19 protein-coding genes and 2 pseudogenes are annotated in these 22,871 nt (G+C 60.9%); 12 read left to right on the top strand and 9 right to left on the bottom strand.

Features of this window, described 5'->3' with window-relative positions; all coding sequences use genetic code 11:
* Nucleotides 1-186: 186 nt before the first annotated feature.
* The gene (locus AC0IXA_RS21480) at nucleotides 187-897 is read right to left on the bottom strand and encodes a TraX family protein (protein ID WP_471814473.1); all 711 of its coding nucleotides are present in this window, start codon (nucleotides 895-897) and stop codon (nucleotides 187-189) included.
* A gap of 126 nt (nucleotides 898-1,023) precedes the next feature.
* Between AC0IXA_RS21480 and AC0IXA_RS21475 the strand changes: the two genes are divergently transcribed.
* Both AC0IXA_RS21475 and AC0IXA_RS21470 read left to right on the top strand, forming a co-directional pair.
* A complete protein-coding gene (locus AC0IXA_RS21475) occupies nucleotides 1,024-2,064 on the top strand; it encodes a threonine aldolase family protein (RefSeq protein WP_016772826.1) in 1,041 nt (346 codons plus the stop codon).
* Between the two features lie 601 nt (nucleotides 2,065-2,665).
* Nucleotides 2,666-3,199 carry an REP-associated tyrosine transposase gene (locus AC0IXA_RS21470; RefSeq protein ID WP_151551869.1) on the top strand — a complete coding sequence of 178 codons (534 nt, stop codon included), beginning with the start codon at nucleotides 2,666-2,668 and terminating at the stop codon, nucleotides 3,197-3,199.
* A 63-nt stretch (nucleotides 3,200-3,262) separates the two neighbouring features.
* Here the strand turns inward: AC0IXA_RS21470 and gbcB are convergent, their stop codons facing one another.
* Nucleotides 3,263-4,363 carry a glycine-betaine demethylase subunit GbcB gene (gbcB, locus tag AC0IXA_RS21465; protein WP_016772824.1) on the bottom strand — a complete coding sequence of 367 codons (1,101 nt, stop codon included), beginning with the start codon at nucleotides 4,361-4,363 and terminating at the stop codon, nucleotides 3,263-3,265.
* 296 nt (nucleotides 4,364-4,659) lie between these two features.
* Between gbcB and gbcA the strand changes: the two genes are divergently transcribed.
* Nucleotides 4,660-5,955, top strand: coding sequence for a glycine-betaine demethylase subunit GbcA (gbcA, locus tag AC0IXA_RS21460; protein WP_016772823.1), 1,296 nt, complete (start codon nucleotides 4,660-4,662; stop codon nucleotides 5,953-5,955).
* 873 nt (nucleotides 5,956-6,828) lie between these two features.
* Here gbcA and etfB read toward each other — a convergent pair.
* The 6 genes from etfB to AC0IXA_RS21430 all read right to left on the bottom strand — a co-directional run bounded on the left by etfB (nucleotide 6,829) and on the right by AC0IXA_RS21430 (nucleotide 14,554).
* The gene (etfB, locus tag AC0IXA_RS21455) at nucleotides 6,829-7,599 is read right to left on the bottom strand and encodes an electron transfer flavoprotein subunit beta (RefSeq protein WP_024014592.1); all 771 of its coding nucleotides are present in this window, start codon (nucleotides 7,597-7,599) and stop codon (nucleotides 6,829-6,831) included.
* Nucleotides 7,600-7,608: 9 nt separating this feature from the next.
* Complete coding sequence (gene etfA, locus AC0IXA_RS21450) at nucleotides 7,609-8,829, bottom strand: electron transfer flavoprotein subunit alpha (protein WP_471814472.1); 1,221 nt, start codon at nucleotides 8,827-8,829, stop codon at nucleotides 7,609-7,611.
* A complete protein-coding gene (dgcB, locus tag AC0IXA_RS21445; RefSeq protein WP_471814471.1) occupies nucleotides 8,829-10,778 on the bottom strand; it encodes a dimethylglycine demethylation protein DgcB in 1,950 nt (649 codons plus the stop codon). The genes etfA and dgcB overlap by 1 nt, the downstream gene beginning before the upstream one ends.
* A gap of 113 nt (nucleotides 10,779-10,891) precedes the next feature.
* Nucleotides 10,892-12,952: a dimethylglycine demethylation protein DgcA gene (dgcA, locus tag AC0IXA_RS21440; protein WP_024014595.1), complete on the bottom strand. Its 2,061-nt coding sequence runs from the start codon at nucleotides 12,950-12,952 to the stop codon at nucleotides 10,892-10,894.
* A 15-nt stretch (nucleotides 12,953-12,967) separates the two neighbouring features.
* Nucleotides 12,968-13,498 (bottom strand): DUF5943 domain-containing protein, encoded by a 531-nt coding sequence (locus AC0IXA_RS21435; RefSeq protein WP_341638070.1) that lies wholly within the window; start codon nucleotides 13,496-13,498, stop codon nucleotides 12,968-12,970.
* 78 nt (nucleotides 13,499-13,576) lie between these two features.
* The gene (locus AC0IXA_RS21430; RefSeq protein WP_007962626.1) at nucleotides 13,577-14,554 is read right to left on the bottom strand and encodes a dipeptidase; all 978 of its coding nucleotides are present in this window, start codon (nucleotides 14,552-14,554) and stop codon (nucleotides 13,577-13,579) included.
* Nucleotides 14,555-14,785: 231 nt separating this feature from the next.
* Here AC0IXA_RS21430 and AC0IXA_RS21425 point away from each other — a divergent pair, with 231 nt between their 5' ends.
* The 3 genes and pseudogenes from AC0IXA_RS21425 to AC0IXA_RS21415 all read left to right on the top strand — a co-directional run bounded on the left by AC0IXA_RS21425 (nucleotide 14,786) and on the right by AC0IXA_RS21415 (nucleotide 15,870).
* Entirely contained in the window at nucleotides 14,786-15,187 is a 402-nt protein-coding gene (locus AC0IXA_RS21425) for a lysozyme inhibitor LprI family protein (RefSeq protein ID WP_341638071.1), read from the top strand.
* A 10-nt stretch (nucleotides 15,188-15,197) separates the two neighbouring features.
* Nucleotides 15,198-15,425, top strand: a pseudogene (locus tag AC0IXA_RS21420) (helix-turn-helix domain-containing protein); the annotation flags it as partial.
* A 28-nt stretch (nucleotides 15,426-15,453) separates the two neighbouring features.
* A complete protein-coding gene (locus AC0IXA_RS21415; protein ID WP_341638072.1) occupies nucleotides 15,454-15,870 on the top strand; it encodes a DUF3010 family protein in 417 nt (138 codons plus the stop codon).
* Nucleotides 15,871-15,882: 12 nt separating this feature from the next.
* On the opposite strand, the pseudogene AC0IXA_RS21410 reads toward AC0IXA_RS21415, so the two are convergent.
* Nucleotides 15,883-16,910, bottom strand: a pseudogene (locus tag AC0IXA_RS21410) (GlxA family transcriptional regulator).
* A gap of 191 nt (nucleotides 16,911-17,101) precedes the next feature.
* Here AC0IXA_RS21410 and AC0IXA_RS21405 point away from each other — a divergent pair.
* From AC0IXA_RS21405 to AC0IXA_RS21380, 6 genes are all read left to right on the top strand, one after another.
* Nucleotides 17,102-18,046: a choline ABC transporter substrate-binding protein gene (locus AC0IXA_RS21405; protein ID WP_071173857.1), complete on the top strand. Its 945-nt coding sequence runs from the start codon at nucleotides 17,102-17,104 to the stop codon at nucleotides 18,044-18,046.
* Nucleotides 18,047-18,151: 105 nt separating this feature from the next.
* Nucleotides 18,152-19,039, top strand: a complete 888-nt coding sequence (gene cdhC / locus AC0IXA_RS21400) for a 3-dehydrocarnitine:acetyl-CoA trimethylamine transferase CdhC (RefSeq protein ID WP_341638074.1) — start codon at nucleotides 18,152-18,154, stop codon at nucleotides 19,037-19,039.
* A 211-nt stretch (nucleotides 19,040-19,250) separates the two neighbouring features.
* On the top strand, nucleotides 19,251-20,216 hold the full coding sequence (locus AC0IXA_RS21395; protein ID WP_341638075.1) for an L-carnitine dehydrogenase: 966 nt from the start codon (nucleotides 19,251-19,253) through the stop codon (nucleotides 20,214-20,216).
* Between the two features lie 223 nt (nucleotides 20,217-20,439).
* Complete coding sequence (locus AC0IXA_RS21390) at nucleotides 20,440-20,916, top strand: thioesterase family protein (protein WP_016772810.1); 477 nt, start codon at nucleotides 20,440-20,442, stop codon at nucleotides 20,914-20,916.
* Nucleotides 20,917-20,939: 23 nt separating this feature from the next.
* Entirely contained in the window at nucleotides 20,940-22,103 is a 1,164-nt protein-coding gene (locus AC0IXA_RS21385) for a gamma-butyrobetaine dioxygenase (protein ID WP_471814470.1), read from the top strand.
* A gap of 371 nt (nucleotides 22,104-22,474) precedes the next feature.
* Complete coding sequence (locus tag AC0IXA_RS21380; protein WP_016772808.1) at nucleotides 22,475-22,738, top strand: hypothetical protein; 264 nt, start codon at nucleotides 22,475-22,477, stop codon at nucleotides 22,736-22,738.
* Nucleotides 22,739-22,871 lie beyond the last annotated feature (133 nt).

Raw genomic sequence — 22,871 nt, 5'->3', positions numbered from 1 at the left:
GATGCGATGGTATGACCGGCGCAGACAGCTCAAATGCCTGCGGACGCCACGCAAAGGTGCGTTTACGACATGGCTGGAAATGACCCGAAGAATGCACTCCCCCTGTAGGAGCTGCCGAAGGCTGCGATCTTTTGACTTTGACTTTGAAGATCAAAGGATCGCAGCCTTCGGCAGCTCCTACAGGGGTCAGGCAATGATTTGGCGGACGGCGAGCAGCAGGAGGAAATGCGCGGGATACAGCGCATACGCCCAGCGCCGCATCGGTGGAGGCCGGACATGTCGCCCATGTCGCAACAAGAACATTCCGAGCATCGGCGCAAACACACAGGCCGCCAGCCCAAGCATCGCCACGCTGTTGCCGAAACGCGCCGATTCGAGCAGCACCTGCCATTGGTTCGCCGCCAGACACACCAGCCCCGGCAACAGGCTGAAATACCAAAGTCGGCGGAACACCAGCAGCAGCGCCAGCGGCAACAATACGCCGAAGAAACCGAACATCAGTCGTTCTGAAAAAACCGCCGCAACCACCAGCGCGGCCAGCGCGAGCAACCGTGGCACCGACGCTGAGTCCTGCCAGCCGCGCGCCACCAGCAAGCCCAGCGCCAGCGTCGGCATCACGTTGAACGTGTCAGGGTCGGGGATATAAAAGCGATAAGGGATTTCGCTGATTGCACTGAACAGCAACAGCCAGCCCAGATAGCGCCATTCCATTTTGCGCGAACCGTCTCGTGCCAGATTCGCCGCCATCGCCAGGCAAAACCATGGAAACGCCAATCGCCCGGGCACATACAACCAATCGGCGGAGAAGCCGACATATCGCAGGTGATCGAGCAACATGCTCAGCAACGCCAGCCACTTGAGCAGATCCAGGGCACCGTCGCGTTGGCTCAGGTGCATAATCGACCCATAAACTGGTAATTTTCTGCACCCGACATCACGTGTGCTCCCCGGAAGATCTTCGGTAAAGTGCGCATCCTCATTGACCACGAGCCTTCACAAGAGTCTCGATTACGGAAGCCGGCCATGACCGACAAGAGCCAACAATTCGCCAGCGACAACTATTCCGGTATCTGCCCGGAAGCCTGGGCCGCCATGGAACAGGCCAACCACGGCCACCAGCGCGCTTACGGCGACGATGAATGGACCGCCCGCGCGGCCGATCATTTCCGCAAACTGTTCGAAACCGACTGCGAAGTGTTCTTCGCCTTCAACGGCACCGCCGCCAACTCGCTGGCACTGTCGTCGCTGTGCCAGAGTTACCACAGCGTGATCTGCTCGGAAACCGCCCACGTCGAAACCGACGAATGCGGCGCTCCAGAATTCTTCTCCAACGGCTCGAAGCTGCTGATCGCCGGCACTGAAAACGGCAAGATCACCCCGCAATCGATCCGCGAAGTCGCGCTCAAGCGCCAGGACATCCACTACCCGAAACCGCGCGTGGTGACCCTGACTCAAGCCACTGAAGTCGGCAGCGTTTATACCCCGGAAGAAGTCCGCGCCATCAGCGCAACCTGCAAGGAGCTGGGCCTGCACCTGCACATGGACGGCGCGCGGTTTTCCAACGCCTGCGCATTCCTCGGCTGCTCGCCCGCCGATCTGACCTGGAAAGCCGGCGTCGACGTGCTGTGCTTTGGCGGCACCAAGAACGGCATGGCGGTGGGTGAAGCGATCCTGTTCTTCAACCACAAACTGGCCGAAGACTTCGACTACCGCTGCAAGCAGGCCGGGCAACTGGCGTCGAAGATGCGCTTTTTGTCGGCACCGTGGGTCGGCATTCTGGAAAACGACGCCTGGCTCAAATACGCCCGCCACGCCAACCACTGCGCGCAACTGCTGGCAGAACTGGTCAGCGACATCCCCGGCGTCGAACTGATGTTCCCGGTGCAGGCCAACGGCGTGTTCCTGCAACTGTCCGAGCCGGCCATCGCCGCGCTGACTGCAAAGAACTGGCGCTTCTACACCTTCATCGGCAAGGGCGGCGCACGCTTCATGTGCTCCTGGGACACCGAAGAAGAACGCGTGCGCGAACTGGCGCGGGATATTCGCGAGGTCATGTCGGCCTGATCCCGCCCATGATCATTCCCACGCGCAGCAAAGGAATGTCTCCCGGGACGCTCCGCGTTCCAGCTTCACCCTTGGCGACAAGCTGAAAACCGCTATGACGCAGAGCGTCAGTGGCTGCATTCCCACGCAGAGCGTGGGAACGATCTTTATCTCCACATCTGCCCCCCCCTGATCGTTCCCACGCTCCGCGTGGTAACGCCTCCAGGGACGCTCCGCGTTCCAGCCTCACCATTATCGACACGGTCAAGACCGCTATGACGCAGAGCGTGGGAACGATCTTTATCTCCACATCTGCCCCACCCTGATCGTTCCCACGCTCCGCGTGGGAATGCCTCCAGGGACGCTCCGCGTTCCAGCTTCACCCTTGGCGACAGGCTGAAAACCGCTATGACGCGGAGCGTCAGTGGCTGCATTCCCACGCGGAGCGTGGGAACGATCTTAGGTCGGGAATGACTTTTCCCACTGTAGTTGCAGACGTCTCTTCTAGCACGTTCCCTACTCCGGCCTCACCCTGATCGTTCCCACGCTCCGCGTGGGAACGCATCCCGGGACGCTCCGCGTTCCATCTCATTCGCACCGCAAGATTCAAGGATCGAATCCCATGGGCCGCAACCGCTATACGATTACCGAAAGCGACAAACCGCATTTCCTCACCTGCACCGTAATGGAGTGGTTGCCGTTATTCATTCGCCCGTACATCGTTGAGCACCTGCTCAACTGCTGGCGATATCAACAGGCTCATCATGACTTAAAGCTATACGGCTACGTGATTCTGGAAAACCACCTGCACTTCGTCGCCCAAGCACCCGATCTGAGCAAATGCCTCAGCCAGTTCAAGTCCTTCACCGCGCGACAAATCATCAATGACTTGCAAACAAAAGGCGCCGACAAAGCCTTGCAGCGCCTGCGCTTCAGCAAACGCGCGCATAAGCAGGACCGGGTGTATCAACTGTGGCAAGAAGGCGCGCACGCGGAAATGGTCTACAGCGAATCGGTGATGCGCCAGAAACTTGAATACATCCACAACAACCCGGTGAAACGCGGATATGTGGATTTACCGGAGCATTGGCGTTATTCGAGTGCCAGGGACTACGCGGGAATGGAGGGAATGATCGAGATTCAGCGCTGGTATTGAAATGGGACGCGGAGCGTCCCGGGCGGCATTCCCACGCGGAGCGTGGGAACGATCATAAAAGCCTCAGAACTCAATCCGCACATCCCCCTTCGGCACGCTGCAGCACGACAGGATAAACCCTTCGGCCTCGTCATCCTCGGTAATCCCGCCGTTGTGCTCCATCTCCACTTCGCCGCCCAGTTTCATCACCTTGCATGTCCCGCAAATGCCCATGCCGCAGGCTTTCGGGATCATCAGGCCGAGTTTGGCGGCTGCCGCGTGGACGGTTTCGCCCGGGCCGACGCGGATGCTCTTGCCGGACGCGGTGAATTCAACCTGATGCAGATCCGCGGCGTCGATTTCCGGCGCATCGGCGGCTTGTTCGGCCTGTTCCACCGCGTCGGCGCGGGCCTCGGGTGGCGTGGCGCCGAAGGATTCTTCGTGGTAGCGCGACATGTCGTAGCCGGCCGCTTCCAGCAAGCGTTTGACCGCAGTCATGTACGGCGTCGGGCCGCAGCAGAACACTTCGCGTTCGAGGAAGTCCGGAACCATCAGTTCGAGCATCTTGTGGTTCAGGTAACCGCGATAACCGGCCCATGGCTCACCGAGGCCGTGTTTTTCGCAGATCAGGTGCAGGCTGAAGTTGTCGATCCGCGACGCCATGTGCTCAAGCTCGCGGTGGTAAATGATGTCTTTCGGCGACCGCGCGCTGTGCACGAACGTCATGTCGACGTTAGCGTTGGTGTCGTAGAACCAGCGCGCCATCGACATGCACGGCGTGATGCCGACGCCGCCGCTCAAATACAGAACCTTCGGGCTCGGGAAGTCGATCGCGTTGAACAGCCCGACCGGGCCGTGCACCGCCAGTTCTTGCCCCTCATGCAAAGTGTCGTGCAACCAGTTGGAGACCTTGCCGCCCGGCACGCGTTTGATCGTCACCGAAAAGCTGTACGGCACCGACGGCGAGCTGGAAATGGTGTACGAGCGCATGATCGGCTGGCCTTCGATTTCCAGCTCCAGGGTGACGAACTGCCCCGGCTTGAAGAAGAACAGGATCGGCTGGTCGGCCATAAAGCAGAAAGTGCGCACATCCCAGGTTTCCTGGATGACTTTGACGCAACGGACAATGTGTCGGCCATTGGCCCAGGTCTGGGTGGTGACCGGATTCAGGAAGCTGTTGGACATGCTGTTCTCCACGGCCGACTGTCGGCCTCTTGTCGGCGATTCTGCGTATAGCGCAGACCGCGCGTTTACCTATCCGCGACATTGACATACTTATCGCGACCAGCCCTTGAACACCGGGCCTTGCGCGTCGGGAACAGATTGCGCCATGTCGCGCATGGATAAGGTTCCCCCCAGCGCCGGCCCCACACTCGCCCCAACACAAGACGACTTCTTTACACCTTGCGTAGCAACCGTTTTGCAGCACACCTGATCAGCCACTTTCGCCGGCCACGCAGAGGGCCATGAGGATTACATCGATGGACGTCACCGCAAAAATCAGCCTGGGCGATCCGCTGGAACCCGCACGCAAGGCCACCGCACAAATGCTCCAGGAGCGCGAGCGCACTTTTTCGCTGCCACAGCCGTTCTACAGCGACGAGCGCCTGTTCGATATCGATATGCAGGAGATCTTCCAGAAGGAATGGTTGATCGCCGGCATGACCTGCGAGATCCCGGCCAAGGGCAACTACCTGACCCTGCAGGTCGGCAAGAACCCGATCATCGTCATTCGTGGCGCCGAGGGCGTGGTGCACGCGTTCCACAATGTCTGCCGCCACCGTGGCTCGCGCCTGTGCACCAGTGAAAAAGGCAAAGTCGCCAAACTGGTCTGCCATTACCACCAGTGGACTTACGAACTGGACGGTCGCCTGTTGTTCGCCGGCACCGAGATGGGCGCCGACTTCGACATGAAGCAGTACGGCCTGAAACCGGTGAACGTGAAAACCGCTGGCGGCTACATCTTCATCAGCCTGGCGGAGAACCCGCCGGCCATTGATGACTTCCTGTCGACGCTCAACCATTACATGGAACCGTACGACATGGAGAACACCAAGGTGGCGATTACCACCACCTTGATGGAGAAAGCCAACTGGAAACTGGTGCTGGAAAACAACCGTGAGTGCTACCACTGCAACGCGTCGCACCCGGAACTGTTGAAAACCCTGCTGGAGTGGGACGACGTCACCGACCCGCGCGCCGATCAGGCGTTCAAGGATCACGTCGCCGCCTCCGCCGCTGCCTGGGAAGCGGAAAAGATCCCTTACGCCCACGCCAGTTTCGGCCTGCGCAACCGCATCGTGCGCATGCCGCTGCTCAAGGGCACCGTGTCGATGACCCTCGACGGCAAGCAGGGCTGCGCGAAACTGATGGGCCGGATCAAGAACCCGGACCTGGGCTCGATGCGCATCCTGCACCTGCCGCACTCGTGGAACCACTGCATGGGCGACCACATCATCGTCTTCACCGTGTGGCCGATCAGCGCCCAGGAAACCATGGTCACCACCAAGTGGCTGGTGCACAAGGACGCGGTGGAAGGTGTCGATTACGACGTCGAGCGCATGCGCCAGGTGTGGGACGCGACCAACGATCAGGACCGTCGTCTGGCTGAGGAAAACCAGCGCGGGATCAACTCCACTGCTTACCAGCCGGGGCCTTACTCCAAGACCTATGAATTCGGCGTGGTCAACTTCGTCGATTGGTACAGCGAGCGGATGTTGAACAACCTCGGGGCCGAGCCTGCGCCTTACCTCAAAGGCGTACCGGTTCAGGGCTGATCAAGAACAAAAGATCGCAGCCTGCGGCAGCTTCTACAGGTGGAATGCATTCCCCTGTGGGAGCGAGCCTGCTCGCGAAGGCGTCCTGACCTACATCACAAGTCTGATTGATCAATTTCCGATCAACCACCCCCGCCCCCATACCCACCAAGCCCTCCAGCCTTCCGCAAACAAGTTATCCACATACCCGCCCACAGCAAATGGGGGTAACTGTGGATGAGTGAAAAAATATCTTGCTGATTTGCAAAGAAAAACCGTGACTTATTCTGAATCACAGCTTCTGAAAACGATCGATCGTTTTTTGATCAACGCCATGCGGACCACGGTTTCAAAGGCCTCCAGCGGGTAGCGAACACGTTATCCACAGAAGCGCCAACAGAGATCGGGGACAACTTTCACTCTTCTGTGGAAAACACCTATGACTGGGGAAACCCGTTCGCCTTAACAGCTCTCGGCGCCCGGGAGTTACATTTGATCAATAATTGATCAAACACCTGTAAGCCCTGATCCATATGGCCTACAGCTGAGAGCGAACATCTTATCCACAGAAGCGCCAACAGAGACTGGGGGCAACTTGTCGATTTATCACGACGGAAAAGCCCGAGAAATCCGTGAGTTACGCTGATCGTTTTTTGATCGTCTGGCTGGAAGGCTTGAATGGCGTGGGGTGCGAGCAAGGGCGAACACGTTATCCACAGCTTCGCCAACAGGGTTTGTGGGTAAACAGTAAAGGTTGGCTGTGAATGAATACCAATGTGGGAGCGAGCCTGCTCGCGAATGCGTCGGGTCAGTCGATGCATGTGTCGGCTGACAGTCTGCCTTCGCGAGCAGGCTCGCTCCCACATTGGTTATTCCATGCCAGGAAGAGGGTGACTAGCGGACAACGCCCTCTTCAATCAGCAGCTTCAGAATCGCCTCCGCCCCAGCCTGCGCAGTAACGCCTTTGAGCACCTGCCCCCCGCCGCCACTGGCCTTGGCCGTCGCGGCCTTCATCCGGTCGGCGCCGCTCTTCGCCTTGATCACCTTCAAGCGCTTGGGCCGTGGCTTGGCCGGCTGCAGCGTGGCGACGGCCAACAATTGGTCCTCCACCACTTCAACGTCATCGGCGGCCAATTCGCCCCGTCGTGCCGGGCCATACGCGCTCTGCCGAGGCTTCGGGGCGGCGTTATCCACAGTGGCCAGAAACGGCAGTTTGACCTTCAAGCGGCGTCGCTGGCCGCGCGGCAACGCTTGCAGGACCAGCGCCGACCCGTCGTTGATCGATTCGACCTGCGCCAGGCCCACCACCAGCGGCCAGCCCAGACCTTCGGCCAGCAGGAACGGCAACATCCCCGAACCCTCTCCGGTTTCCGCCTGGCTGCCGGTCAGCACCACTTGCGCTCCGGCATCGCGCAGGTATGCGGTCAGCGCCGGCAAGGCATCGGCGCCAGCGGGTTGTTCCAGCACATGCAGCTGTTCCAGGCCCATGCCCAGATAGGCACGCAGTGCCGGTTCGGCAACATCACCGGCGTGCAGCACTTGCAGGTTATCCCCAGCCAGTTGCAGGCCCAGTTCCACCGCGCGCGCATCCTGATCGGCGCGCCGTGGCCGACCCGAGGTCGGGTGAGCGCCGATTGAAACCAGACTGATAACGTTCGTGTTCATAAGGTTTCCTTACGCCGCATCGCGCTTGGCTTCGTTGCGGTAAGCCGCGACCGCTTCGATCAACGCTTGCAGAATCTCTGCGCTTTCGCCGATCACCGAGAGGTCGGCACGCTTGATCATGTCGCAACCCGGATCGAGGTTGATCGCCACCACCTTGTCGCAGGCGCCAATGCCTTGCAGGTGCTGGATCGCGCCGGAGATACCCACAGCCACATAAACCCGCGCAGTGACCCAGGTGCCGGACGCGCCAACCTGGCGATCCCGCGCCATGAAGCCGTCGTCCACCGCAACCCGCGAAGCGCCTTCGGTGGCGCCGAGGGCTGCTGCCGTTTCGTGAAACAACTGCCAGTTCTTGACGCCGTTACCGCCGGAGAAGATGAACTCGGCTTCGGCCATCGGGATAGCAGCCGGATCCACCGCCACGGCACCAAGATCTTCGATTCGCGACAAGCTGCGCGCGACGCTTGTGGATAACTCCACTGGCAACGCTTCGTGACGGGTTTCGCTGACCGGCTCCGCGCATTCGGCAGCGGCGAGAATCAACCGCGCCACTGGACGCGCCAGGTCTTGCAATCCGGCCCCGGCGCGGCCGATGCACTCCTGATCCTTGACCTGCCAGACCCGCGTGGCCGGGCGCTCGCCCAAGGCTGCAGCAAAGCGCCGGCCGAGTTCGCCGCCACCGCTGCGGCTGTCCGGCAGCAACCAGTGACGCGGATTGAACTGGTTATCCACAGCGCGCAAGCCCTGCACCCGCTGTTCCGGTGCATAACCGCTGAATTCCTCGCCTTCAAGCACCAGCAGGCGATCGACGCCAGCAGTTTCGAAAGCGCTTTCCTTGTGTTCGCCGAACACCACGGCGAGCACTGCACCATCTCTGCCGGCCAGTTGGTGAGCGAGGCCGAGCAGATCGCGGTCGTGGCTGCTCAGGCGACCGCCGACCATATCCGGCACCACGCTGATGTAGAACGCCGGAGCCGGTACCTGATGCAGCGGCAACTGCACTTCAACAGCAGCCGAGCGCTTGACCGCCCCACCCTGCTGCGCGCCGCTGCGGTCAATGCGTTTGATGCCGTTGGGGCCGATAAAACCCAGGCCGTGCAGATTCTTGCGAATGACGCCGTTGGGCCCCATCCAGCTGTGTTGCGCCGGTTGCATCGCCGCGTGCAGCGGATGCAGGCGGTTGCGCGCAATCCATTCGGCGCGCGGGTCGCGGCGGATAATGTCGCTCATCAGTGCACCTCCGCAGGTTCACGTTTGGCCGGCGTGGCAGGCTTGCTTGGCGCGGCGTCCTCAAGCAACGCGTCGGCGACCAGTTCGGCGATGTCCTTGATCAGTGGACGCGGTTCAACCACGCCTTCGAGCATCGCCGTGCACTGTGGACAACCCACCGCCACCAGTTCGGCGCCGGTTTCGCGGATGTCTTCCATGCGCATGTCGGGGATGCGCTGCTTGCCCGGAATGTCAGTGATCGGCGCGCCGCCACCGCCGCCGCAGCAGCGTGAGCGGAAGCCGGACCGTTGCATCTCTTTGACTTCGATGCCGAGCGCTCGCAGCACTTCGCGCGGCGCTTCGTACTCGCCGTTGTAGCGGCCCAGGTAGCACGGATCGTGATAGGTCACGCTGTTGCCTTTGTGCTGACCGAGATTGAGCGCGCCGGCCTGAATGATCTCGGCCATGTAGCTGCTGTGGTGCTGCACCAGGTAGTTGCCATCGAAGGCGCCGTACTCGTTTTTCAGCACATGGAAACTGTGCGGATCGCAGGTGACGATGCGGTTGAAGCTGTATTTGGCCAACGTCTGGATGTTGCGCTTGGCCAGCAACTGGAACGTCGCTTCGTCACCGAGACGCCGCGCCACATCGCCGCTGTCACGTTCTTCAAGGCCGAGCACGGCGAAGTCGATGTTGGCCGCTTTCAGCACTTTGACAAACGCGCGCAGGGTGCGCTGGTTGCGCATGTCGAAGGCGCCGTCGCCGACCCAGAACAGCACGTCGGTGGATTTCTTCTCACTGAGCAGATTGAGGTTCAGATCCGCCGCCCAGTTCATCCGCCCGCCCGGGGCGAAACCGCCAGGGTTGTCGGTTGCAATAAGGTTCTCGAGAACTTCGGCACCCTTGTTCGGCGTCGCACCTTTTTCCAGGGTCAGATGCCGGCGCATGTCGACGATCGCATCGACGTGCTCGATCATCATCGGGCACTCCTCGACGCAGGCACGGCAGGTGGTGCACGACCACAGGGTTTCGGCGTCGACCAGACCGTTGACGATCGGTTGATGCGGACTGCCGCCATGCTCGCCGATTGGTTTGCCCGGATACGGGCTGCCGGCGAACTTCGCGTCAGTGCCTCCGGCGAGGCCAACGACCATGTCCTGAATCAGTTTCTTGGGATTGAGCGGCTGGCCGGCGGCGAAGGCCGGGCACGCTGCTTCGCACTTGCCGCACTGCACGCAGGCGTCGAAACCGAGCAACTGGTTCCAGGTGAAATCCTTGGGTTTTTCCACGCCCAGCGGCGCATCGGGATTGTTCAGGTCCAGCGGTTTCAAACCGGTCGAGCGCCCACCACCAAAGCGTTCCGGACGGCGGTGCCAAGCCAGATGCAGGGCACCGGCAAAGGCGTGTTTCATCGGCCCGCCCCAGGTCATGCCGAAGAACAGTTCCGACACACCCCACAGCACGCCAACACCGAGAATGGCGGCGAGCACCCAACCGCCGAAGTTTTCCGGCAGGATTCCCGCCACAGGCAGAGTCACCAGAAAAAACGACGCGGAGAACGCCAGCAGGCTTTTCGGCAGGCGCATCCACGGGCCTTTCGACAGACGTGCAGGCGGATTGACCCGGCGCAGGTACATGAAGATCGCGCCGACGAACATCACCGCCGACATCAGCAGCAAGGCGTAGCCGAGGATGCGGTTATGCAGGCCAAAACCGTGCACAAGAATGGCCAGCACGATCGACGCCACCGCACCGCCCGCCGTGGCGACGTGGGTGTTGGCAATGTATTTGTCCCGCGCCACAACGTGGTGCAGGTCGACCATGTAGCGCTTGGGCATGGCCAGCAGACCGCCGAGCAGATCGACCTTCGCCGCCCGCCCCCGGCGCCACATGTTCATCCGCCGCAACGCGCCGAGGACCGCAAGGCCCAGAGCGGCGAACAACAGGATTGGAAGAAGGGTGTTCAACATCAGAGTCACCTCTGGCGAGCGGCAAGCTGCAAGCTACAAGCGGCAAGAAAGAGCAGCATGGATCGGCTGTGCTTTTACTTGCAGCTTGCAGCTTGTGGCTTGCAGCTGAGCCGTCAAAAATCCTTACAGAGCCGAAGTGCGTCGTAAATGGCGGCATGGGTATTACGCTGCGCCACACAGTCGCCGATGCGGAACAGCAAGTAGCCGTCGCCCGCTTCGCTCAGCGAAGGTTGCGGCTGGATCGCGAACAGCGCTTCGACGTCGATCTGGCCCTTGTTGCGCGAGCCGTCCTTGAGGGCGTAGTAGATTTCCTCGTCCGGGCGCACGCCGTTTTCGACGACCACCTGATCGACCACCCGTTCCTCTTTCGCGCCGGTGTATTCGTTCTCCAGCACTGCGATCAGCTTGTCGCCCTCGCGGTAGACCTTCTCCAGCATCATGTCGCCGGTCATGATCACTTCTTTCGGGTACATGCTGCGGTAGTAGGTCGGGAACGACGTGCCGCCGATGGCCACGCCCGGTTTGATGTCGTCGGTGACGATCTCGACCTGGCTGCCCTTGTCGGCGAGGAAGTCGGCGACCGACATGCCGGTGAACTCGCAAATGGTGTCGTAGACCAGCACGTTCTTGCCCGGCGCAACCTTGCCGTCGAGCACGTCCCAGCTGCTGACCACCAGCCCTTCGGCCGCGCCCCAGTGTTCGTTCTGCTCAAGGTACGGATGACCGCCGACCGCCAGCACCACGACATCCGGACGCAGGTCCATGATGGTGTCGGCATCCGCCGCCGTGCCCAGGCGCAGATCGACTTTCAGCCGCGCCAGTTCCAGCTGGAACCAGCGCGTGATACCGGCGATCTGGTCACGCTGCGGTGCTTTCGATGCGGTGGTGATCTGCCCGCCGATGAAGTCTTTTTTCTCGAACAGCGTGACGTCGTGGCCACGCTCGGCAGCCACGCGCGCGGCTTCCATCCCGGCCGGGCCGGCACCCACGATCACCACTTTGCGTTTCGGCCCGGTGGATTTCTCGATGATGTGCGGCACGCCCATGTATTCACGGGAGGTCGCGGCGTTCTGGATGCACAGCACGTCCAGACCCTGATACTGGCGGTCGATGCAATAGTTGGCGCCGACGCACTGCTTGATCTGGTCGATCTGGCCCATCTTGATCTTGGCGATCAGGTGCGGGTCGGCGATGTGCGCGCGGGTCATGCCGACCATGTCGACGTAACCGCCTTCAAGGATGCGCGTGGCCTGGTTCGGGTCCTTGATGTTCTGCGCGTGTAACACCGGCACCTTGACCACTTCCTTGATCCCGGCAGCCAGGTGCAGGAACGGCTCCGGTGGATAACTCATGTTCGGAATAACGTTGGCCAGGGTGTTGTGGGTATCGCAACCCGAGCCGACCACGCCGATGAAATCGAGCATGCCGGTGTCGTCGTAATACTTGGCGATCTGCTTCATGTCCTCGTGGGACAAGCCGTCCGGGTGGAACTCGTCACCGCACAGGCGCATGCCCACGCAGAAGTCGTCACCGACCTCGGCGCGCACAGCTTTCAGGACTTCCAGGCCGAACTTCATCCGCCCTTCGAAGGTGCCGCCCCATTCATCGGTGCGTTTGTTGACGCGCGGGCTCCAGAACTGGTCGATCATGTGCTGGTGCACGGCCGACAGTTCGACGCCATCGAGGCCACCAGCCTTGGCCCGGCGCGCAGCCTGGGCGTAGTTGCCGATCACCCGCCAGATCTCTTCCGGCTCGATGGTTTTGCAAGTGGCGCGGTGCACCGGTTCACGGATGCCCGAGGGCGACATCAAGGTCGGCCAGTTGAAACCGTCCCAGCGCGAGCGACGACCCATGTGGGTAATCTGGATCATGATCTTGGCGCCATGCTTGTGCATGGCGTCGGCCAGATTCTGGAAGTGCGGAATGATCCGGTCGGTGGACAGATTGACCGAACTCCACCATTCCTGCGGGCTGTCGATCGCCACGACGGACGAACCGCCGCAGATGGCCAGGCCGATACCGCCCTTGGCTTTCTCTTCGTAATACTTGACGTAGCGGTCGGTGGTCATGCCACCGTCAGTCGCGTAGACCTCGGCGTGCGCGGTGCTGAGCACGCGGTTGCGGATGGTCAGTTTGCCGATCTGAATCGGCTGGAACATTGCTTCGAAAGCCATGGCACGGTCCTCGGCTTACAACGGCTTGACGATGAACAAGCCGTCATCGTGGCCCTCTTCGGAGCCTCCGTAGACTTGTTCGGCCACAGTACGGATCTTGCTGCCACCGGCTTCGAGAATCTGGTCCATGGCGCCGGCGAACCAGCCGGTGAACATGTAATCAACCTTGCGCCCGACCTTGCCGTAGACATAGACGAATGCCGAGTGCTCGAGCTTGACGCTGGCGGTGCCTTTGTCGAGGTCGATGTCCTGGATCTTGAACAGGCCCCAGCCGCGCTGCGACAGGCGCTTCATGTAGTGCTCGAACACCGCGACGCCCTCCAGGCCGTGGCATTCGGCTTCCTTTTCACACCAGTGCCAGGCGGATTTGTAGCCGGCCTTGTAGAGGATCTCGGCATAGGCTTCAGCGCCGAGCACTTCCTCGATGCCCATGTGGTTGTTGACGAAAAAGTGACGCGGCACATACAGCATTGGCAGGGCGTCGGAGGTCCAGACACCGGTCTCGCTGTCGACTTCGATAGGCAATTGCGGGGCGATCTTGGCCATGGAAACTTAACTCCAGAAAATTTTGTGTGTTGCCCCCGGCGCGGATGGCCGGGGGAAAGGATTCAGAAGTGCGGCGGCTTATTCGCCCCAGACATCTTTCAAGACGTTGACCCAGTTCTCGCCCATGATCTTGCGCACCACGCGCTCGGAATGGCCGCGCTTGAGCAGGGTTTCAGTGAGGTTGGGGAATTCGCCGACGGTGCGGATGCCCAGCGGGTTGATGATCTTGCCGAAGCTGGTCAGGCGGCGGGCGTAGCCCTTGTCGTGGGTCAGGTATTCGAAGAAGTCCTGGCCGTGACCCTGAGTGAAATCGGTGCCGATACCGATGGCGTCTTCGCCAACGATGTTCATGGTGTATTCGATCGCTTCGGCGTAATCGTCGATGGTCGAATCGATGCCCTTGGCGAGGAACGGCGCGAACATGGTCACGCCGACGAAACCGCCGTGGTCGGCAATGAACTTCAGCTCTGCATCGGACTTGTTGCGCGGATGCTCTTTGAGACCCGACGGCAGGCAGTGCGAGTAGCAGACCGGTTTTTTCGATTCGAGAATGACTTCTTCAGATGTCTTGGAACCGACGTGGGACAGGTCGCACATGACGCCGACGCGGTTCATCTCGGCGACAATCTCGCGACCAAAACCCGACAGGCCGCCGTCACGCTCGTAGCAACCGGTGCCGACCAGATTCTGGGTGTTGTAGCACATCTGCACGATGCCAACGCCGAGCTGCTTGAACACCTCGACATAGCCGATCTGGTCTTCGAAAGCGTGAGCATTCTGGAAGCCGAAGAGGATGCCGGTCTTGCCCTGCTCCTTGGCGCGGCGGATGTCGGCGGTGGTGCGCACCGGCATCACCAGGTCGCTGTTTTCGCGGATCAGTTTCTGGCTGGCAGCGATGTTGTTCACGGTCGCCTGAAAGCCTTCCCACACCGACACAGTGCAGTTGGCTGCCGTCAGACCGCCCTTGCGCATGTCTTCGAACAGCTCGCGGTTCCATTTGGCAATGATCAGACCGTCGATAACGATGCTGTCGGCGTGTAATTCGGCTGGGCTCATCAGGCGTCCCCTTATTGGCGATTCATGCGCCGAATCGTCTGCCGGCGCTTTGGGGCCAGCATATGCCTCGGTGCCGGGGCGACCGGGTGCAAAAACGACAGGGGAATTGCCGAAAGCGTCAATCCGCGACAAAGGGTCGTCGGCCGCCCTCCTCGGCTGGCTGTTCAAGCCCGCGCGCTTGCGCCAGAATCTGCCGCAGCCTGCACCTACCAATGGATTAGAGCGACCCCAATGAAATCGATCTTCCTCGCCCTGGCACTGATTGCGACCGGCGTCCACGCCGCCGAAGAATCCGAGAACAACCCGTGCGATGCGGTGGAAAACGACATCCAGACCCTGGAATGCTCCGCCTACAGCCGGAGCACCGCCGAAGACCTGCTCAAAGATAACTACGCCAGCCTCAACGAACGCATGCAGGCCGCCTACGGCAAGAACCCGACGCAACTGGCCGACATCACCGCCAAACTGAAAACCGCCCAGCAGCAGTGGTTGAAGACGCGGGATGCGGATTGCGCGGTGGAAGCGTTCCCGGCAACGGCGGGGAGCAAGGCGTTCACCATTGCGCAGAATGATTGTGTCGCGCGGATGAGTGATGAACGGTCGGAGTTTTTGGAGTCGATCGGGCAGGAATAAACATACAAAGGATAAATCAATGATTCCTCATGAAGTGGTCAGCCATATGGTTGATGGCGCAACACCGATCCGCGCCTGGCGCGAATATCTCAACCTGACTCAGGAAGAAGTGGCCAAGCGCATGGGCATCTCGCAACCGGCGTTTGCCCAGCAGGAAACAGTCGCCAAACCCCGCAAGGCCACCCGCGAGAAAATCGCCGCCGCGTTCGGCATCACAGCCAGTCAGCTTGAGCTGTAGGCTGCCCTCTTTATTCAAAGGAATTCCCATGAACATCTGCGGCATCGAAATCAAAGGCAGCGAAGCGATCATCGCCGTGGCTGCGCTCGACGGTTCGACCTTGAGCCACGTCCCACTCGCCACGAAAAAGATTGCTCTGGACGACGATGACGAGGCGGCGAATGTGCGGCGGTTTGCGGCGCAGGTGGCGTCGTTTGTGCGGGAGAACTCGGTGGACCGGATTGCGATCAAGAAACGCAGCAAGAAGGGTGAGTTTGCCGGTGGGCCGACGACGTTCAAGATCGAGGGCGTGTTTCAGTTGCTTGATGGGTGCGAGGTGATGCTGCTGTCGCCGCAGACGATCAATGCCCAGGCCAAGAAGCACAACTTTGAACTGCCGGGGACGTTGAACAAATATCAGCATGAGGCTTACAAGGCGGCGTGTTCAGCGTTGGTGAAGAAGTAACCAAGAGCAAGATCAAAAGATCGCAGCCTTCGGCAGCTCCTGCTTTGGAATGCATTTCCCTGTAGGAGCTGCCGAAGGCTGCGATCTTTTGACTCTCAGATCTGTGCGGTATGCCGGTCTTCCCGGGGGCAGCGGGCGAAACGCGCGCGGTAACTGCGGGTGAAATACGACGGTGATTCAAAACCGCAGGCAATGCTGACTTCGAGCACGCTCATATCGGTCTGGCGCAGCAATTGCCGGGCCTTCTCAAGCCTTAACCGCAGATAGAAGTTGCTCGGCGTATCGTTCAGGTGCAGCCGGAATAACCTCTCCAGTTGCCGCCGGGTCACCTTGATCGACTCCGCCAGTTGCAGCGTGGTCAGCGGCGGTTCGCTGTGCTGCTCCATCTCGCCGATCACCTGCACCAGTTTCTTGTTGCTGATGCCGTAGCGCGTGGCGACTTCCATGCGCTGGTGATCCTTGCGCGGGCGTATGCGCCCGAGCACAAACTGCTCGCTGACCTGAATCGCCAGTTGCGGGCCGTGGGCCTGGGCGATCAGGTCGAGCATCAGATCAATCGAGGCCGTTCCTCCCGCCGAGGTGATCCGCCGCCGGTCGATCTCAAACAGCTCCTGGGTCACGCTGAGCTGTGGATAAGACTCCTTGAACGCATCGATCGCCTCCCAGTGCAGGGTCAGGCGATGGCCATCGAGCAGGCCCGCTTCGGCGAGGACGAAGCTGCCGGTGTCGATGGCGCCGAGGGTTACGCCGTCCTTGTCCAGCCTGCGCAACCAGTGCTCCAGCGTCGGCGTGATGAACTTCAGCGGTTCGAAGCCGGCCACCACCAGCAAGGTCGCGCCTTTCTTCAGCGGCTCCAGTGCCGCATCGGCGTTGACCGACATGCCGTTGCTCGCCAGTACCGCGCCGCCATCGGCGCTGAGCACATGCCAGCGGTACAACTCGCCGCGAAAGCGGTTGGCCACGCGCAACGGTTCGATCGCGGAAATAAAGCCGATGGCGGAGAACCCCGGCATCAGCAAAAAGTAGAAATCCTGGGACATGGGCGCACTCGGTTGGCGGGTCGCGTGGCTCGTTGATACGCCGATTATCGGCGGCGTTCAAGCGTGCAGGTCGCTACAGTGCAAATGCCAGTCGCCGCAGTGCGCTTTCACGGGCGTATAGCTGCGTAACTTGGCTTCACCGGCGCGCAGATGCCGGGAACCACAATAATCGAACTGCCGAGGAACCCGACATGAAACGACTGATCAGCAGCTGCGTTCTTGCACTCAGCGGTACCGCTTTTTTCAGCACCGGCGTGATGGCGGCCGAACCGGCCTCCTGCAAGAACGTACGCATGGGCGTGGTCAACTGGACTGACGTGATCGCCACCAGTGCCATGACCCAGGTCCTGCTCGACGGCCTCGGCTACAGCACCAAACAGACCAGCGCCTCCCAGCAGATTATCTTTGCCGGGATTCGCGATCAGCGCCTGGACTTGTTCCTCGGCTACTGGAACCCGCTGATGACGCAGACCATCACGCCATTCGTCGAGGCCAATCAGGTCAAAGTGCTCGAAGCACCGAGCCTGAAAGACGCCCGCGCCACCCTCGCCGTGCCGACCTATCTGGCTGACAAGGGCCTGAAAACCTTCGCTGACATCGCCAAATTCGAGAAGGAATTGGGCGGCAAGATCTACGGCATCGAGCCAGGGTCGGGCGCCAACACGCAGATCAAAGCGATGATCGCCAAAAACCAGTTTGGTCTGGGCAAATTCCAACTGGTCGAATCGAGCGAGGCCGGCATGCTCGCCGCCGTCGACCGCGCCGTACGGCGCAAGGAAGCCGTGGTGTTCTTCGGCTGGGCGCCGCACCCGATGAACGTCAACATTCAGATGACCTATCTGACCGGCAGCGAAGACGCCCTCGGTCCGAACGAAGGCATGGCCACGGTGTGGACGGTCACCGCGCCGAAATATGCCGAGCAATGCCCGAACATCGGCCGCCTGCTGGCCAACCTGACTTTCACTGCCGAATCCGAGAGCCGGATGATGCAGCCGCTGCTCGATCACAAGGACGCCTTCGAGTCGGCAAAGCAGTGGCTCAAGGATCACCCCGAAGACAAACAGCGCTGGCTTGAAGGTGTGACGACTTTCGATGGCAAACCGGCTGCTGAAAATCTGCAACTGACCAGCAAATAACCCTTTATTGACCCCCCTCTCCCAGATGGGAGAGGCAACTGAACCACGCTTCGCAGCCCCGCCACGGGCTGCGGACAGACCCATCACGCCTGAAGGAAACGCACCATGAACCACGACGTCATCATCACCTGCGCACTTACCGGTGCTGGCGACACGACCGCCAAAAGTCCACACGTGCCGATCACCCCGAAACAGATTGCCGCTGCCGCGGTGGAAGCGGCCAAGGCTGGCGCCACCGTGGTGCACTGCCATGTGCGCGATCCGCAGACCGGCAAGTTCAGCCGTGACGTGGCGCTGTACCGCGAAGTGATGGAGCGCATCCGCGAGGCGGACGTCGACATCATCGTCAACCTCACCGCCGGGATGGGCGGCGACCTGGAAATCGGCGCGGGCGAGAAGCCGATGGAGTTCGGCCCGAACACCGATCTGGTCGGTCCGCTGACCCGTCTCGCCCATGTTGAAGAACTGCTGCCGGAAATCTGCACCCTCGATTGCGGCACGCTGAACTTCGGCGACGGCGACACCATTTACGTCTCTACCCCGGCGCAACTGCGCGCCGGCGCCAAGCGCATCACCGAACTGGGGGTGAAGGCCGAACTGGAGATTTTCGACACCGGGCATCTGTGGTTCGCCAAGCAGATGATCAAGGAAGGCTTGCTCGACAACCCGCTCTTCCAGCTGTGCCTGGGCATCCCGTGGGGCGCGCCGGCCGACACCACCACGATGAAAGCCATGGTCGACAACCTGCCCGGCGACGCGGTCTGGGCCGGCTTCGGCATCGGCCGCATGCAGATGCCGATGGCGGCGCAAGCGGTGCTGCTGGGCGGCAACGTGCGGGTCGGGCTGGAAGACAACCTGTGGCTGGACAAAGGCGTGCTGGCGACCAATGGCCAATTGGTTGAACGCGCCACGGAAATCCTCAGCCGCCTCGGTGCCCGCGTGCTCACACCGGCAGAAGGTCGCAAAAAAATGGGCCTGATTCAGCGCGGCTGAACCTCACCCTTTCTCCCTGTGAACATAAATTTCGTGGTGAGGGGATTTATCCCCGATGGGTGGCGAAGCCGCCCCAAAACCTGACAACCCGGGGCATCAGATAGACCGATAGCACAGGTTTTACGACTTCTTCGCAGCCGATCGGGGATAAATCCCCTCGCCACGAGAACAGAGTTTCCACAGGGATCACCGAACTCTTCAGGACATCACCATGCGCTTTATCACCGAAATCAAAACCTTCGCCGCTCTGGGCAGTGGTGTCATCGGCAGTGGCTGGGTCGCCCGTGCCCTCGCCCACGGCCTCGACGTAGTGGCTTGGGACCCGGCGCCCGGCGCCGAGGCGGCATTGCGCCAACGCGTGGCCAATGCGTGGGGCGCGCTGGAGAAGAACGGCTTGGCGCCGGGCGCTTCGCAGGATCGTCTGCGCTTTGTCGCCACCATCGAGGAATGCGTGCGTGACGCCGATTTCATCCAGGAAAGCGCCCCGGAACGGCTGGAACTGAAGCTCGATCTGCACAGCAAGATCAGCGCCGCCGCCAAGCCCGATGCGCTGATCGGCTCCAGCACTTCAGGCCTTTTGCCCAGCGAGTTCTACGAGAGTTCGACACACCCTGAACGCTGCGTGGTCGGGCATCCGTTCAACCCGGTTTATCTGTTGCCGCTGGTCGAAGTCGTCGGCGGCAAGAATACCGCGCCGGAGGCGGTGCAAGCGGCGATGCAAGTCTACGAATCCCTCGGCATGCGCCCGCTGCATGTGCGCAAGGAAGTGCCGGGTTTCATCGCCGATCGCCTGCTCGAAGCGCTGTGGCGCGAGGCGTTGCACCTGGTCAACGACGGTGTGGCGACGACCGGCGAAATCGACGATGCGATTCGCTTTGGCGCCGGTCTGCGCTGGTCGTTCATGGGCACTTTCCTGACTTACACCCTGGCCGGCGGCGATGCCGGCATGCGCCACTTCATGTCGCAGTTCGGCCCGGCGCTGCAGTTGCCGTGGACGTATCTGCCAGCACCGGAGCTGACCGACAAGCTGATCGATGATGTGGTCGATGGCACCACTGATCAGCTCGGCCGGCACAGCATTTCGGGGCTGGAGCGCTATCGTGATGATTGTTTGCTGGCGGTGCTCGAGGCGGTGAAAACCACCAAGGAAAAGCATGGAATGAGTTTCAGCGAGTAATGCGTATGACATGGCACTGCAGCCCTCACCCTAACCCTCTCCCGGAGGGAGAGGGGACCGACCGAGGTGTTTTTGCAAGCTACGCCGACTTGACCACTGCGTCGAACTCTGGACTTGAAAGGCTCGAAAATCGGCTCCCTTTCCCCCTCGCCCCCTTGGGGGAGAGGGCTGGGGTGAGGGGGTTGCTCTTGATCTTCACCCATCAACTGCGGAAACCGAAACCATGCCCCACCTCACCACCTACCAAACCACCATCATCCCCGACTGGGTCGACTACAACGGCCACCTGCGCGACGCCTTTTACTTGCTGATCTTCAGCTACGCCACCGATGCGCTGATGGACCGCCTCGGCATGGACAGCAGCAACCGCGAGGCCAGCGGCCACTCGCTGTTCACCCTCGAACTGCACCTCAATTATCTGCACGAAGTGAAGCTCGACACTGAGGTGGAAGTGCGCACGCAAATCATCGGCCACGACAGCAAGCGCCTGCACCTCTATCACAGCCTGCACAAGGTCGGCGATGAGCAAGCGCTGGCCGGCAATGAACAAATGCTTTTGCACGTCGACCTCGCCGGCCCGCGCTCGGCGCCGTTCAGCCCCGATACGTTGCATCGCCTGCAAGCCATCGTCGCCGATCAGACCGACCTGCCCGCTCCCGCTTACATCGGCCGCGTGATCGCGCTGCCACCCGCTCGGTAAATTCCCACTGTCAAGGAGCCGCCATGAACACCGCCGTTGCTGTTGCCGATTTTCGTACTTATCCGTTGATCAGCGCGCTCGGTGGCGTGCAGGGTTTGGCGGATCGCGTTGTCGTCGAATGGGCTGACGGGCGTGTCAGCCCGTTTCACCACGTATGGCTGCGCGACAATTGCCCGTGTGATCAATGTGTCTACAGCGTCACTCGCGAGCAGGTTTTCGAGAGCGTCGATGCCGCAGAGGATTTGCGACCGCTGGCCACGCGCATCGACAGCGATGGTTGCCTGCGCATCGACTGGCAGGATGGTCACCTGAGCCGCTTCGATCCGGGCTGGTTGCGCGCACATGCCTATGACGATGAATCCCGCGCCGAACGCCTGGCCGGCAAACCGCAGCCCCATTTGTGGCACAGCGATCTGCGGTTGCCGGTGTTCGACTACATCGCGCTGATGAACGACAACGCCGCGCTGCTGCAATGGTTGCTCGCCGTGCGCGACATCGGCCTGACCCAAGTGCGTGGCGTGCCCACCGAGCCGGGCTCGCTGAAGCTCATCGCGCAGCGGATTTCCTTCATTCGCGAAAGCAATTTCGGCGTGCTGTTCAATGTGCAATCCAAAGCCGACGCCGACAGCAACGCCTACACCGCCTTCAACCTGCCATTGCACACGGATCTGCCGACTCGCGAGCTGCAACCGGGGCTGCAATTTCTGCATTGCCTGATGAATGATGCCGAGGGTGGCGAGAGCATTTTCGTCGATGGTTTTGCGATCGCCGACGCCTTGCGTCAGGAGGAGCCGCAGCTGTTTGAGACCCTATGTGAAATCCCCGTGGAATTTCGCAACAAGGACCGGCACAGCGACTACCGCTGCCTGGCGCCGATCATCGCTGTGGATGCGCTGGGCCGGGTGGCGGAGATTCGCATGGCCAACTTTCTGCGCGGGGCGTTCGATACGTCGGTGGCGCAGATGCCTTTGCTGTATCGAGCCTATCGGCGCTTTATTGCGATGACCCGCGAGCCGCGATTTCGGCTGATGCAGCGGCTCAAGCCGGGCGAGTTGTGGTGCTTTGACAACCGCCGCACGCTGCATGCACGCAATGCCTTTGATCCAGCGACCGGGGCGCGGCATTTTCAGGGCTGCTATGTCGACCGGGATGAGTTGTTGTCGCGGGTTCTGGTGTTGCAACGTTGAACCGCGTCATCGTTCTTCGCGAGCAGGCTCGCTCCCACAGGGGTACGCATTGCAAAGTGGGAGCGAGCCTGCTCGCGAAAGCGTCAGCGGGAACAACAAATCTCTGGCTGATTCACAAGCAAAAAAAACTCCGATCAAGCCGTGACAGGATCGGAGTTGAGGAGGGTACTGTTGAGGAGCTGCCAGGCGAGGGTGACCAAACCTTCGTGAAGCGAGCTGGGGCCAGTGTGCCTAGTCGCCCATCCAGTCGGTTAGCCGAAAACGACCTGTTCATAGTCGTCCCGGCCACCGCGACAAAACGCCCTTGCCGCGTCCGGTCGGGGCCACCAGAATCGAGCCAAGACCTCCGTTGCCACAGAAGGATTTGCGTAATGATGTACGCCGATTTGATTGACCAGGAAGATCTGTTGGGCCAGCTCAAGGCCTTGGGTATTCAGGTGCCGAGCGGTACCACCGCCGAGCAGGCCTGCGAGTGTGCGGTACGTGGCCTGGACAATGTTCGCGCATTCGAACTGCGCAAGATGGTCAAGGACATGTACACCAGCGGCGCCAGCATCCAGCCGGCGGTGCGCCAGGCGATCGACAAGCAATTGTTGCCGGCCCTCTCGGATTACCAGCAGTCCCACAGCGCCTGAGAGAAGATCAAAAGATCGCAGCCTTCGGCAGCTCCTACAGGGGAACGTATTCCAAATGTAGATACCGTCTTGAGCCTCACCGGGCAAGCGCAAGTTTCGGGTCATATGGCAGTCCAGACTTGAGCACTCCGTA

The sequence above is a fragment of the Pseudomonas sp. AC083 genome, from assembly GCF_979253165.1.
This window is presented reverse-complemented; position numbering and strand designations above follow the sequence as displayed.

Excerpts from the sequence above, each read along its gene's own strand:
- AC0IXA_RS21390 (WP_016772810.1), top strand. The coding sequence starts at position 20,440 with ATGCCCCACCTCACCACCTACCAAACCACCATCATCCCCGACTGGGTC.
- cdhC (WP_341638074.1), top strand. The coding sequence starts at position 18,152 with ATGAACCACGACGTCATCATCACCTGCGCACTTACCGGTGCTGGCGAC.
- AC0IXA_RS21475 (WP_016772826.1), top strand. The coding sequence starts at position 1,024 with ATGACCGACAAGAGCCAACAATTCGCCAGCGACAACTATTCCGGTATC.
- AC0IXA_RS21415 (WP_341638072.1), top strand. The coding sequence starts at position 15,454 with ATGAACATCTGCGGCATCGAAATCAAAGGCAGCGAAGCGATCATCGCC.
- gbcB (WP_016772824.1), bottom strand. The coding sequence starts at position 4,363 with ATGTCCAACAGCTTCCTGAATCCGGTCACCACCCAGACCTGGGCCAAT.
- AC0IXA_RS21480 (WP_471814473.1), bottom strand. The coding sequence starts at position 897 with ATGCACCTGAGCCAACGCGACGGTGCCCTGGATCTGCTCAAGTGGCTG.
- AC0IXA_RS21405 (WP_071173857.1), top strand. The coding sequence starts at position 17,102 with ATGAAACGACTGATCAGCAGCTGCGTTCTTGCACTCAGCGGTACCGCT.
- etfB (WP_024014592.1), bottom strand. The coding sequence starts at position 7,599 with ATGAACACGAACGTTATCAGTCTGGTTTCAATCGGCGCTCACCCGACC.
- AC0IXA_RS21395 (WP_341638075.1), top strand. The coding sequence starts at position 19,251 with ATGCGCTTTATCACCGAAATCAAAACCTTCGCCGCTCTGGGCAGTGGT.
- AC0IXA_RS21425 (WP_341638071.1), top strand. The coding sequence starts at position 14,786 with ATGAAATCGATCTTCCTCGCCCTGGCACTGATTGCGACCGGCGTCCAC.
- AC0IXA_RS21470 (WP_151551869.1), top strand. The coding sequence starts at position 2,666 with ATGGGCCGCAACCGCTATACGATTACCGAAAGCGACAAACCGCATTTC.
- AC0IXA_RS21385 (WP_471814470.1), top strand. The coding sequence starts at position 20,940 with ATGAACACCGCCGTTGCTGTTGCCGATTTTCGTACTTATCCGTTGATC.
- etfA (WP_471814472.1), bottom strand. The coding sequence starts at position 8,829 with ATGAGCGACATTATCCGCCGCGACCCGCGCGCCGAATGGATTGCGCGC.
- AC0IXA_RS21435 (WP_341638070.1), bottom strand. The coding sequence starts at position 13,498 with ATGGCCAAGATCGCCCCGCAATTGCCTATCGAAGTCGACAGCGAGACC.
- AC0IXA_RS21430 (WP_007962626.1), bottom strand. The coding sequence starts at position 14,554 with ATGAGCCCAGCCGAATTACACGCCGACAGCATCGTTATCGACGGTCTG.
- dgcB (WP_471814471.1), bottom strand. The coding sequence starts at position 10,778 with ATGTTGAACACCCTTCTTCCAATCCTGTTGTTCGCCGCTCTGGGCCTT.
- gbcA (WP_016772823.1), top strand. The coding sequence starts at position 4,660 with ATGGACGTCACCGCAAAAATCAGCCTGGGCGATCCGCTGGAACCCGCA.
- AC0IXA_RS21380 (WP_016772808.1), top strand. The coding sequence starts at position 22,475 with ATGATGTACGCCGATTTGATTGACCAGGAAGATCTGTTGGGCCAGCTC.
- dgcA (WP_024014595.1), bottom strand. The coding sequence starts at position 12,952 with ATGGCTTTCGAAGCAATGTTCCAGCCGATTCAGATCGGCAAACTGACC.